Below are 12,685 nucleotides of genomic sequence, written 5' to 3' on the forward strand. Positions count from 1 at the left end.
CAATGGAGAGAGTAATGAAAGTACTGGTGGTTGACGATGACGTCGTTTCACGCATGGTATTGATGCACCTGATCGACAGTTGTGGCGTGCACGATATCGTGGAAGCCGAGGATGGCGCGGCGGCGTGGGAGCAGCTCGAAAGTGGCTTGCGCCCGGCGCTGTGCTTTTGCGACTTGCGCATGCCGCGCCTGTCGGGCATGGAGCTGCTGCAAAAGATCCGCTCCGACAGCGCGCATGACGCCATGCCGCTGGTGCTGGTGTCGTCGGCCAATGACCAGGATACGGTGCGCGACGCCGTGCAGGCTGGCGCCGCCGGCTACATCGTGAAGCCCTTCCAGGCGGCGCAGGTGCGCAAGCATATCGATGCCTGCTACGACGCGGCTCGCATGCCGGCCGAGGCGCCGCTGGCGACGGCGCAGCGCCTGGGCATCGATGGCGAGCGCCTGCTGGCCTATCTGACGGGTTTCCAGGGCCAGGTCGGCGCGGCAGGCGAACAGGTCGAAGCCTTGCTGGCGCGTGGCGAACCGGTGCAGGCGCGCCAGCAGCTCGAACGGCTGCACCTGGGCTGCCGCACGCTGGGCTTGCATGGGGCGGAGGCCAAAATGCTGGCCTTGCTACAGGCAGTGGTGCTTGACGGTGGCCAGATGCAGGCGGCACTGGCCGCGCTGGCGCGCAGCGTGGCGCAACAGGCGTTTCTGCTGCGCCAGCAGGACGGCACATACTAGGAACACCTAACCAAACCTACTGCGCGTCGCGATTTGCGGCCTCCGATGCTCACTGTGCATTCGCACAGCTCCGCTTCTCTGCCACAACTCACATTCGCTCGCTACGGTTTTGTTCGGTGTTGTGGGTCTGCCGTTTTCTGCTTGCTGGAAAAATACTTTAGGTTTAAAGTATCTGCTTCCGGGCACTGTGCTGGCGCCCGCTACCAGTCAGGATGAGCATGAGCAGCGACCCATCGCCTATCACCGCATCGCCCCAGGATGACTTTGCGCGCGCGCACCTGCCGCCGCGCGCGTCGTGGCCGCAGCTGTGCTTTGACTTGCCCGAGCTGCAATATCCGGCGCGCCTCAATTGCGCCGCCGTGCTGCTCGATGGCCCCGTCGCCAGCGGGGGCGGCGAGCGCATTGCCATCCATGCCGAGGGCCAGCGCTGGAGCTACGCCCAGCTGGCACAGCAAGTCGACCGCATCGCCCATGTGCTGCGCAGCGACCTGCAGCTGATCCCCGGCAACCGCGTGCTGCTGCGCGGCGCCAATACGCCGATGATGGCAGCTTGCCTGCTGGCCGTGCTGAAAGCCGGCTGCATCGCCGTACCCACCATGCCGCTGCTGCGCGCGCGCGAACTGTCCACCATCCTGGTCAAGGCTGAAGTGAACGCCGTGCTGTGCGCGCAGGGCTTGCGCGCGGAACTCAACGCCTTGCCCGGTTTGCCGACTATGCTGTGTTTTGGCGCTGACGACGCGGAACTGGAGCAGCGCATGGCAGCCCATGCCGCGTCCTTTCCTGCGCACGATACGGCGGCCGACGATGTCTGCCTGATCAGCTTTACCTCGGGCACGACGGGCGTACCCAAGGGCACCATGCACGTGCAGCGCGACCTGCTGGCCATCTGCGACTGTTTTCCCCGTTCCATCCTGCAGGTGCGCGCCGAGGATATTTTTATCGGCACGCCACCGCTGGCGTTCACGTTTGGCCTGGGCGGCTTGCTGCTGTTTCCCTTGCGCTTTGGCGCTTGCGCCGTGTTGCTGGAAAAACTCACGCCCGAGGGCTTGCTGCGCGCCATCGGCGTCTACAAAGCCACCATCTGCTTCACGGCGCCCACGTTTTACCGCCAGATGGCGCCGCTGGCAGCGCAGCACGACTTGCGCAGCCTGCGCCTGTCCGTCTCGGCCGGCGAAGCGTTGCCGCTGGCCACGCGCGATGCCTGGCTGGCGGCCACGGGCCTGGCCATGACGGACGGCATCGGCGCCACTGAAATGCTGCATATCTTCATTTCCGCCACCGGCGACGGCATCCGGCGTGGCGCCATCGGCAAGGCCATTCCCGGCTACCAGGCGTGCATTGTCGACGCGGCTGGCGTGCCGCAGCCGCCCGGCGTGACGGGCCGTCTGGCCGTCAAGGGTCCCACCGGCTGCCGCTACCTGGCCGACCCGCGCCAGCGCGAGTATGTGCAGCATGGCTGGAATTTGACGGGCGACACTTTCGAGATGGATGGCGACGGTTATTTTTATTACCGTGCGCGCAGCGACGACATGATCGTCTCGGCCGGTTACAACATCGCCGGGCCGGAAGTGGAGGAAGCGCTGCTGCGCCACCCGGCCGTGGCCGAGTGCGGCGTGGTCGGATGCGCCGACGCCGAGCGTGGCCAGATTGTCGCAGCGCACGTCGTGCTGAAGGACGGCTATCTGCCCAGCGAGGCGCTGGCGGCCGAACTGCAGGACTTTGTGCGCCAGCAGATCGCTCCCTACAAATATCCGCGCGCCATCCGTTTCCTGCCTGCGCTGCCGCGCACGGAAACGGGCAAGCTGCAGCGCTTCAAACTTCGCACGGACATGCCATGAATATCGTCTGCATCGGCGGCGGCCCCGCCGGCCTGTATTTCAGCCTGCTCATGAAAAAGCAGCACCCCGAACATCGCATTACCGTCATCGAGCGCAATCGCCCGTATGACACGTTTGGCTGGGGCGTGGTGTTTTCCGACCAGACCCTGGGCAACCTGGCTGGCGCGGACGAACCGACGGCGCGCGCCATCGCGCAGGCGTTCAACCACTGGGACGATATCGAGATCCACTTCAAGGGCGAGACGGTGCGTTCGGGTGGCCATGGCTTTTGCGGCATCGGCCGCAAGCGCCTGCTCAACATCCTGCAAGAGCGCTGCGAGGAACTCGGCGTGCAACTGGTGTTCGAGACGGAAGTGCAGGACGACCAGGCCATCGCGCAGCAGTATGGCGCCGACCTGGTGATCGCCAGCGACGGCTTGAACAGCCGCATCCGCACGCGCTATGCAGCCAGTTACCGGCCCGACATCGATGCGCGTCATTGCCGCTTCGTCTGGCTGGGCACGCGCAAGAAGTTTGCGGCGTTTACGTTTGCTTTTCGCCAGACGCAGCATGGCTGGTTCCAGGCGCATATCTATCAGTATGACGGCGACACCTCGACCTTCATCGTTGAAACGCCGGAAAGCGTCTGGCGCGCGGCAGGTCTCGACGCCATGAGCCAGGAAGAGGGCATCGCCTTTTGCGAAGCGCTGTTCGCGCAGGAACTGGACGGCCACGGCTTGATGAGCAACGCGCCCTACCTGCGCGGTTCGGCGCAGTGGATCACCTTTCCCCGCATCGTTTGCCGGCAATGGGTGCATCACCAGGATGGCGTGCCGGTGGTGCTGATGGGCGACGCGGCCCATACGGCGCATTACTCGATCGGCTCGGGCACCAAGCTGGCGCTGGAAGACGCGATCGAACTGGCGCGCTGCTTTGGCCAGCACGGTGATACGGGCGCGGCGCTGCTGGCCTACCAGCAGGCGCGCGCCGTCGAGGTGCTGAAGCTCCAGAGCGCGGCGCGCAATTCCATGGAGTGGTTTGAAAACGTCGAGCGCTACAGCGCCATGGAAGCGCCGCAGTTTGCCTATTCCATGCTCACGCGCAGCCAGCGCATCTCGCATGAAAACCTGCGCCTGCGCGATCCCGCGTATGTGGCAGACTATGAACAATGGCTGGCGCGGCGCGCCTGCGCGCAAGCGGGCGTGGCGCTGCCGGAAGAGGCCATGCCGCCCATGCTGACGCCGTTCAGGCTGCGCGGTGTGCTGCTGAAAAACCGCATCGCCGTCTCGCCGATGGCGCAGTACAGCGCCGTCGATGGCGTGGCCGGCGACTATCATTTGATGCATCTGGGCGCGCGCGCCATGGGTGGCGCTGGGCTGGTGTTTGCCGAGATGACGTGCGTCTCGGCCGATGCGCGCATCACGCCTGCCTGCCCCGGCATGTACAACGAAGCGCACACGCAGGCCTGGCGGCGCATCGTCGATTTCGTGCATGCCAGCAGCGACGCGAAGATTGCCCTGCAACTGGGCCACGCGGGCGCGAAAGGCTCGACGCGCCCCATGTGGGACGGCATCGACCTGCCTTTGAAGGAAGGCAACTGGCCGCTGCTGTCGGCATCAAGACAGCAGTACCTGGCGGGCGTGTCGCAGGTGGCGCGCGCGGCCACGGAAAACGATCTGGCACGCATCGAGCAGGACTTCGTGCGCGCCACCCTGGCTGCTGCCGTCGCCGGCTTCGACTGGCTCGAACTGCATTGCGCGCACGGCTATCTGCTGTCGGGTTTTATCTCGCCGCTGACGAACCGGCGCGCGGACGATTATGGCGGCAGCCTGGAAAACCGCTGCCGCTATCCGCTGCGCGTGTTTCGCGCCATGCGCGCGGCCTGGCCGCAGGACAAACCCATGAGCGTGCGCATCTCGGCCCATGACTGGGTCGAAGGCGGCATCACGCCGGACGACGCGGTCGTCATCGCACGCCTGTTCAAGCAGGCGGGCGCCGACTTGATCGACTGCTCCTCGGGCCAGGTCAGCAAACTCGAACAGCCCGTGTATGGGCGCATGTTCCAGGCGCCGTTTGCCGACCGCGTGCGCAACGAGGCGGGCATCGCCAGCATGGCCGTTGGTTCCATTTTTGAAGCCGATCACGCCAACAGCATCATCGCCGCCGGGCGCGCCGACCTGTGCGCCGTAGGCCGTCCGCACCTGGCCAACCCGGCGTGGACCTTGACGGAATTGGCGCGCATCGGCTATGCCGGCGCTGGCGCAGCATGGCCGAAACAGTACCGGCCTGCGAAACTGCAGCTGGAACGCAATCTGCAGCGCGAGCGGCAACTGGCAGCGGCAAATACGGGATTGAACCCGCAACAGGTGGCCGCGCGGCTGCTGGAAGGATGACATGAGCAAGGAACAATTGGCGGGCGCCTTGTCGGGCAAGCATGCGCTGGTGACGGGCGCCGGCAGCGGCATTGGCCTGGCCTGCGCGCGCGCCTTGCTGGGCGCCGGCGCCAGGGTCACGCTGGCCGGGCGCGATGGCGCGCGCCTCGCAAGGGCGCGGCTGCAGCTGGAAGAAATGGGCCATGCGGGCAGGGTGGCCATCAGCGTGCTCGATGTGAGCGTGGAAGCATCCGTGCAGGCCGGTTTCGCGCAGGCGCAGGCGCATTTCGGCCGCATCGACATCCTGGTCAATAACGCGGGCCAGGCGCATGCGGCGCCGTTCGGCAAGACCGATACGGCCATTTGGCAGCAGATGCTGGCCGTGAACCTGACGGGCGTGTTCCACTGCTGCCAGGCGGCCATGCCAGCCATGCTGGAAGCTCGCTGGGGGCGCATCGTCAACGTGGCATCGACGGCGGGCTTGAAAGGCTATCGTTATGTCAGCGCCTATGTCGCCGCCAAGCATGGCGTGATCGGCCTGACGCGCGCGCTGGCGCTGGAAGTGGCGCCGCGTGGCGTGACCGTCAACGCCGTCTGCCCCGGCTACACTGATACGGAAATGGTGGCGCAGGCGGTGCAGAACATCGTGCGCAAGACGGGCCGCAGCGAAGAGGCGGCGCGCGCCGAACTGGCCGCCGCCAACCCGCAGCAGCGCCTGGTGCAGGCGCAAGAAGTGGCCGATGCGGTGGCCTGGCTATGCCTGCCCGCGGCGTCTGCCATGAATGGACAATCGATCGCTGTCGCCGGCGGCGAAGTAATGTAAATGACCGAAGATGAATGAAATTCATGGATAAAGAACCCGCAAACGCGCAGGATGAACCGGTGCTGGACCTGGCCAGCCGGCTGACGCAGGACCATCACCAGTCGCTCAAACTGTGGCTGCGCATGTTGTCGTGTACCGTAAAAATCGAGAACGAGGTGCGCTCGCGCCTGCGCGCCACCTTTGGCATCACCTTGCCCCGTTTCGACCTGATGGCGCAGCTGGAACGCTTTCCCGACGGCTTGCGCATGGGCGAACTATCCAGGCGCATGATGGTCACGGGCGGCAATATCACTGGCATCACCGACCAGCTGGAGCAGGAAAAGCTGGTGGTGCGCGTGGTCGATCCGAAGGACCGCCGCTCGTACAGCGTCAAGCTGACGCCAGCCGGGCGGCGCGCGTTTGACGAGATGGCGCGCGTGCACGAAGGCTGGATCGCGGAACTGCTGCAAGGCGTGACGCCGGACGAGAAGTCACAATTGATTGCGCTGCTGTCACACATGAAGCAGCAACTGAATGACACAATCGTGACACGATAGACAAGTAATCACCCGATAAAGGAAGCACCATGCGCCATCTTCCCGGCCAGCCGCAAGACCTGCCTGGCAACCGTGCCAGCCTGGCCAGCTATGCTGCGCGGCATTTTCTGTTCGCCGTCGATGCCGGCATCGCCACACTGACCTTGCACCGGCCCGAGCGCAAGAATCCGCTCACCTTCGATTCGTATGCCGAACTGCGCGAGCTGTTTCGTGCGCTGGCCTATGCCGATGACATCAAGGCCGTGGTGATTACTGGCAGCGGTGGCAATTTCTGCTCGGGCGGCGATGTGCACGACATCATCGGCCCATTGACCCGGCTCGACATGCCCGGCCTGCTGGCCTTTACGCGCATGACGGGCGACGTCGTGAAAGCCATGCGCGCCTGCCCGCAGCCCATCATTGCCGCCATCGACGGCATTTGCGCCGGTGCGGGCGCCATGCTGGCGCTGGCGTCCGATATCCGCATCGGCACGGCGCGCAGCAAGACGGCCTTCTTGTTTACCCGCGTCGGCCTGGCCGGCTGCGACATGGGCGCCTGCGCCTTGCTGCCGCGCGTGATCGGCCAGGGCCGCGCCGCCGAACTGCTGTACACGGGCCGCTCGATGGCCGGTCTTGAAGCGGAACGCTGGGGCTTTTTCAACCGCCTGGTGGAACCGGACGAGCTGGCAGAGGCGGCGCAGCTATTCGCCGCCGGCCTGGCCAGCGGTCCCACTTTCGCGCACGGCATGACGAAGAAAATGCTGCAGCAGGAGTGGAACATGGGCGTCGATGAAGCCATCGAGGCGGAAGCCCAGGCGCAGGCCATCTGCATGGCCAGCAACGACTTCCACCGTGCCTATCACGCTTTCGTCGCGAAACAGACACCGCACTTCGAGGGTAATTGAGATGCGCGACACCACTTATCTGGACTGGCCATTTTTCGAGTCGCGCCATGGGGAACTTGAGCGCGAGCTCGATGCATGGGCTTCGCAGCACCTGAGCGGCACCCATGGCAGCGACGTCGATGCCGCATGCCGTGCGCTGGTGGCGCAACTGGGGCAGGGCGGCTGGCTGGCGCATGCCACGGGCGCCGATGGGCAGATCGACACGCGCGCCATTTGCCTGATCCGCGAAACCCTGGCGCGCCACAATGGCCTGGCCGATTTCGCCTTTGCCATGCAGGGCCTGGGCGCGGGCGCCATCGGCTTGTTCGGCAGTGCGGACAACAAGGCGCGCTACCTGCCAGACGTGGCCAGCGGCAGGCAGATCGCCGCGTTTGCCCTGTCCGAGCCGCAGGCCGGCTCCGACGTGGCGGCGATGCAGTGCGCGGCGCGCATCGATGGCGACGAGTATGTGCTCGATGGCGAAAAGACCTGGATTTCGAACGGCGGCATCGCCGACTTTTACGTGGTGTTTGCGCGCACGGGCGAGGCGCCGGGCGCGCGCGGCATCAGCGCCTTCATCGTCGATGCCGATAATGCGGGACTGGAAATCGCCGAACGCATTGCCGTCATCGCGCCGCATCCGCTGGCGCGCTTGCGTTTTGTCAATTGCCGCGTGCCCGTGTCGCAGCGCCTGGGTGCCGCGGGGCAGGGTTTCAAGGTGGCGATGGCCACGCTGGACGTCTTTCGCACCTCGGTGGCGGCCGCCGCGCTGGGATTTGCGCGGCGCGCCTTCGAGGAAGCGCTGCGCCACGCCACGGCGCGCCAGATGTTTGGCCAGACCCTGGCGGACTTTCAATTGACGCAAGCCAAACTGGCGCAGATGGCAACCGGCATCGACGCTTGCGCCTTGCTGACCTACCGCGCCGCCTGGCAGCGCGACCAGGGCCGCAAGGTGACCAAGGAGGCGGCGATGGCCAAGCTGACGGCCACCGAGACGGCGCAGCAGGTGATCGATGCGGCGGTGCAGCTGTTTGGCGGCCTGGGCGTGGTCAGCGAGCACCCGGTCGAGCGCCTGTACCGCGAAATCCGCGCGCTGCGCATCTACGAGGGCGCCAGCGAGGTGCAGCAGTTGATCATCGCGCGCGAACTGCTGCGCGAGGCGGGCCACGCATGAATAATCAGGAGAACAAGATGCAAGTGTTGCAACCGGCGGGCTGGGCCCGGCCGCGCGGCTATGCCAATGGCGTTGCCGCCAGCGGGCGCACGGTGTATGTCAGCGGCATGATCGGCTGGGATGCGCAGGGCCAGTTCCATACGGACGATTTCGCGGGCCAGGTGCGCCAGGCGCTGCAAAATGTTGTCGCCGTGCTGGCCGAGGCGGGCGCCTTGCCCGAACATATCGTGCGCATGAACTGGTATGTGCTCGACAAGAAGGAATATGTGGCCGCCTATCGAGCCATCGGCGAGGCCTACCGGGACATCATCGGCAAGCATTTTCCGGCCATGACGGCGGTACAGGTGGCCGGACTGATCGAGGACAGGGCGAGGGTAGAGATCGAGGTGACGGCGGTGCTGCCTGCCTGAGTTTCTGCCATGAAATATTGTGCATTGGCATTTAAATAATAAATATAAAAATAGTATCTATCATGTTATATTTAACAATCTTAAGATGTGCTGGATTAAAATATTGATAGTCGAGGTAGTGGATGCAAAACAATTTCAGAGCAGCAAGAAGTGTGGTGCTGGCGGTGACCGGCGTGTGTTTTTGCCTGGGTGCCCAGGCCGATTCCGGTACGTCACTACTCTCTCCCGGCTATCAGGCGCAACTGGAAACCTGGCTGGGCGAAGGTCGGTTGGCGCTGAGCAATATTTATACCAAGGTGGCCGGCGATACATCGCTGGATTTTCACGAGGCGTCCGATGGCAAGGGACGCACTTTTTCCGTCATGGAGGCGACCAACGCATCAGGTCAGACCTGGCTGGTCGGCGGCTACAATCCGCAAAGCTGGAGTTCCACCGATGGCATGCACGTGACCGTGGATGACAGCCAGCGCACGGGCTTCCTGTTCAATTTGACGGCGGGCTTCATGTTGCCGCAATTGAAGCAGTATTTCAGCGGCGATGGTATCGGCATGGATCAGACTTTCAACGACGCCAACGTCGGACCTACCTTTGGCGTGGGTCACGACTTATATGTGCCACACGATTTGACGCACGGAGGGTCCTCCTTCCTCTACTCTTATAATTATCATGGACAGCCCGCACAGGGCTACAGCCTTCTGGATGGATCTATCTGGAAAGGAGCCGACATTACCTATGGCGCCATGCAAATATTTTCGATCAGTGCCGTGCCGGAACCTGGTACTTATGCGTTGCTACTGGCCGGGCTGGGAATGCTGGCCGCGGTGCAGCTGCGCAAGCGTTCGGCCGTCTTGGTCTGAGCTGCCATGAGCAGGGCCGCCTGCCAGACTGTTAATGGCCAGCGCTTGCCTGTATAATGCCGCAGCGCGTGTCGCCATCGTACAATGGATAGTACAAGGTCCTCCTAAGACTTAAATGCAGGTTCGATTCCTGCTGGCGACACCAGATTCCCACGCAGCGCGCGTCGGCGGCCTGACTTCATGCGGGCACAATTTACTGGTCGATAGCGATTGAAGTCCGAGTTATCGGTACAATGCGTGCTTCATTCATCTAATCGGCGGCTGTTTTGCGCACCACGCGGTGTGCAGGTGACGGCGCCCGAGCACTCTTACTCATTATGGCTGTCATTTCTCTTTCATCGGCGCAACTTGCGTTCGGTCACGTCGCGCTGCTCGATCACGCGGAATTTTCACTGGAAACCACGGAACGTGTAGGCCTGATCGGCCGCAACGGCACGGGTAAATCCTCCTTGCTGAAGGTCATTTCGGGCAAGTTCAAGCTCGATGACGGTTTGCTGGTCATGCAGCAAGGCATCAAGATCGCGTATGTGGAGCAGGAACCGCAATTCGAACCGGAAATGTCCGTGTTCGACGCGGTCGCCTCCGGCATGGGCGAGTCGCAGGCATGGCTGAAGCAATACGATGAGTTGACGGGCCAGTTTGGCCAGGGCAATGACGACGAATTGCTGGAACGCATGCATGACATCCAGGTCAAACTCGATGCGGCCGACGCGTGGAGCTTGCCGAACAAGGTGGAAACCGTGCTCGACCGTTTGAACCTGACGGGCGACATGCTGATGAAAACCCTGTCGGGCGGGATGCAAAAGCGCGTCGCGCTGGCGCGCGCGCTGGTCTCGGCGCCGGACGTGCTGCTGCTCGATGAGCCGACCAACCATCTGGATTTCAGCTCCATCCTGTGGCTCGAAGGCTTGCTGCGCGACTTCAAGGGCAGCGTGCTGTTCATTACCCATGACCGTTCCTTCCTCGACAACGTTGCTACGCGCATCATCGAACTCGACCGCGGCCGCTTGCTGTCGTATCCGGGCAACTTCACGGCATATCAGGTACGCAAGGCCGAGCAGCTGGAAATCGAAGATGTGGAAAATGCCAAGTTCGACAAGTTCCTGGCGCAGGAAGAAGTGTGGATACGCAAGGGCGTCAAGGCGCGCCGCGTGCGCGACGAAGGCCGCGTGCGCCGCCTGGAAGCGCTGCGCCTGACGCGCAATGCGCGCCGCGACCAGCAGGGCCAGGTCAAGCTGGACGTCTCGGCCGGCGAACGCTCGGGCAAGATCGTGGCGGATCTGGAAAACGTCTCGAAGGTGTATGGCGACAAGGTTATTGTCAAGGATTTCAGCGCCACCATCCTACGCGGCGACAAAGTCGGCCTGATTGGCGCCAATGGCGCCGGCAAGACGACCTTGCTGAAGATGATCCTGGGCCAGGAAGAGTCGGACACGGGCACCATCCGCCTCGGCACCAAGCTGCAAGTGGCGTATTTCGACCAGATGCGCACGCAGCTGAACGAGGAAGCGAATTTGATGGAAACCATCGCCCCGGGCAGCGACTGGGTCGAGATCAATGGCCAGCGCCGCCATGTGATGACGTATCTGAACGATTTCCTGTTTGCCCCGGAACGCGCCCGTTCGCCCGTCAAGTCGCTGTCCGGCGGCGAGCGCAACCGTTTGCTGCTGGCGCGTTTGTTCGCCAAGCCGGCCAACGTGCTGGTGCTCGATGAGCCGACCAATGACTTGGATATCGATACCTTGGAACTGCTGGAAGAGTTGCTGGAAGAATACACCGGCACCGTTTTCCTGGTCAGCCATGACCGTACCTTCCTCGACAACGTCGTCACGCAAGTCATCGTTGCCGAAGGCGAAGGCAAGTGGCGCGAATTCGTCGGCGGCTACACGGACTGGGAGCGCGTGCGCACCTTGCCGGTGGCGACCGCGCCGGCCAGCAAGCCCGCTGTCAAGGCAGAGGCTGCGGCACCCGTCGCCAAGCAGAAAAAGCTCAGCTACAAGGAACAGCGCGAACTCGACGAATTGCCGAAACTGATCGCCAAGCTGGAAGACGAGCAATCCGTCCTGGCGGCCGAACTGTCGCACCCTGACTTCTACAAGAAGACACCGGCCGAAGGCAAGCGCCTGAACGCGCGCGTGGCCCAGATCGAGAGCGACCTGCTGGAAGCGCTGGAAAAGTGGGAACAGATCGAGGCACGCACCAACGGTTGATCGTTTTCCCCATTCCTGTTGTAAATAAGTTAGGATTACTTGCCACGGCAACTGTTCAGCTTGATATAATTATATAATTATATTTTTTACATCGGGGGATGCATGTTTGTTATGAAAAACACGCGTACCGGACCACGGCGTCCGGCGCGTGGTCCGGTCCTGGATGCGCGGCAGTATGTTTGACCGCGCCGCCTTGCCCCGGGTAGTGCCATTCCTGGCCTATCTCTCCTTCATCTTCATCGCCGACATGCTCGGCCGCCTGGGTTTTTCCGCGCAGGACTTGCGCTGGCTGTACGCCGTCAAGATCGGCGTCGTGCTGGGCATGTTGCTGTACTGGCGCCGCAGCTACACGGAACTGGTCTGGACACCGCTGGGCGCACGCGCCATTGTGGTGGCGCTCGTTGTCGGGATTGTTGTTTTTCTGTTGTGGATTAATCTCAACGCTGGCTGGATGATGATCGGCAGTTCCGACGGCTTCGATCCCCGCAATGGCGGCCAGATCGAGTGGAGCCTGGTGGTGCTGCGCATTGTTGGCGCAGCACTGGTGGTGCCCGTGATGGAAGAGCTGTTCTGGCGCTCCTTCCTGCTGCGCTGGATCGACGCCCCGGACTTTCTGAAATTCAACCCGCGCCTGGCCAGTGCCAAGGCGTTCATCATCAGCGTGGTGTTGTTCGGCTTTGAACATAATTTGTGGCTGGCCGGCATCGTTGCCGGCGCCGCCTATAGCCTGTTGTACATGCGCAGCCAGTCCTTGTGGTCGCCCATTCTTGCGCATGGCGTGACAAATGGCGTGCTGGGCCTCTGGATTATTTCCGGTGGACACTGGACTTACTGGTAATATTGCCTATCGACTGTTTGCTCTCTCAAAGACAATGCTCATGTTGACTTCCCCGTATCA

11 protein-coding genes and 1 tRNA gene are annotated in these 12,685 nt (G+C 63.0%); all 12 read left to right on the plus strand.

The genetic code is table 11. The annotated features are described in order from the left end of the window. Window positions 1-14 precede the first annotated feature (14 nt). The 12 genes from ACQ4W6_RS15730 (at window position 15) to ACQ4W6_RS15785 (ending at window position 12,625) form a co-directional block, all read left to right on the plus strand. Complete coding sequence (locus tag ACQ4W6_RS15730; protein WP_436568110.1) at window positions 15-725, plus strand: response regulator; 711 nt, start codon at window positions 15-17, stop codon at window positions 723-725. A 218-nt stretch (window positions 726-943) separates the two neighbouring features. After that, a complete protein-coding gene (locus ACQ4W6_RS15735; RefSeq protein WP_436568111.1) occupies window positions 944-2,563 on the plus strand; it encodes an AMP-binding protein in 1,620 nt (539 codons plus the stop codon). Continuing rightward, window positions 2,560-4,935, plus strand: a complete 2,376-nt coding sequence (locus ACQ4W6_RS15740) for a bifunctional salicylyl-CoA 5-hydroxylase/oxidoreductase (RefSeq protein WP_436568112.1) — start codon at window positions 2,560-2,562, stop codon at window positions 4,933-4,935. The genes ACQ4W6_RS15735 and ACQ4W6_RS15740 overlap by 4 nt, the downstream gene beginning before the upstream one ends. 1 nt (window position 4,936) lies before the next feature. Further along, window positions 4,937-5,737, plus strand: coding sequence for an SDR family NAD(P)-dependent oxidoreductase (locus tag ACQ4W6_RS15745; protein WP_436568113.1), 801 nt, complete (start codon window positions 4,937-4,939; stop codon window positions 5,735-5,737). Between the two features lie 23 nt (window positions 5,738-5,760). Further along, window positions 5,761-6,273 carry a MarR family winged helix-turn-helix transcriptional regulator gene (locus ACQ4W6_RS15750; RefSeq protein ID WP_436568114.1) on the plus strand — a complete coding sequence of 171 codons (513 nt, stop codon included), beginning with the start codon at window positions 5,761-5,763 and terminating at the stop codon, window positions 6,271-6,273. Window positions 6,274-6,302: 29 nt separating this feature from the next. After that, the gene (locus ACQ4W6_RS15755) at window positions 6,303-7,157 is read left to right on the plus strand and encodes an enoyl-CoA hydratase family protein (RefSeq protein WP_436568115.1); all 855 of its coding nucleotides are present in this window, start codon (window positions 6,303-6,305) and stop codon (window positions 7,155-7,157) included. 1 nt (window position 7,158) lies between these two features. Continuing rightward, window positions 7,159-8,310 (plus strand): acyl-CoA dehydrogenase family protein, encoded by a 1,152-nt coding sequence (locus tag ACQ4W6_RS15760; protein ID WP_436568116.1) that lies wholly within the window; start codon window positions 7,159-7,161, stop codon window positions 8,308-8,310. 17 nt (window positions 8,311-8,327) lie between these two features. After that, a complete protein-coding gene (locus ACQ4W6_RS15765) occupies window positions 8,328-8,720 on the plus strand; it encodes a RidA family protein (RefSeq protein WP_436568117.1) in 393 nt (130 codons plus the stop codon). A gap of 122 nt (window positions 8,721-8,842) precedes the next feature. Beyond that, window positions 8,843-9,577: a PEP_CTERM-anchored TLD domain-containing protein gene (locus ACQ4W6_RS15770; RefSeq protein WP_436568118.1), complete on the plus strand. Its 735-nt coding sequence runs from the start codon at window positions 8,843-8,845 to the stop codon at window positions 9,575-9,577. Between the two features lie 70 nt (window positions 9,578-9,647). Then, a tRNA-Arg gene (locus ACQ4W6_RS15775) sits at window positions 9,648-9,722 on the plus strand. A gap of 172 nt (window positions 9,723-9,894) precedes the next feature. Further along, window positions 9,895-11,787 (plus strand): ATP-binding cassette domain-containing protein, encoded by a 1,893-nt coding sequence (locus tag ACQ4W6_RS15780; protein WP_436568119.1) that lies wholly within the window; start codon window positions 9,895-9,897, stop codon window positions 11,785-11,787. Between the two features lie 175 nt (window positions 11,788-11,962). Next, window positions 11,963-12,625: a CAAX prenyl protease-related protein gene (locus tag ACQ4W6_RS15785; RefSeq protein WP_436568120.1), complete on the plus strand. Its 663-nt coding sequence runs from the start codon at window positions 11,963-11,965 to the stop codon at window positions 12,623-12,625. Window positions 12,626-12,685: the final 60 nt, after the last annotated feature.

The organism is Janthinobacterium woesei, from assembly GCF_051380875.1.
Lineage (GTDB): Bacteria > Pseudomonadota > Gammaproteobacteria > Burkholderiales > Burkholderiaceae_D > Janthinobacterium.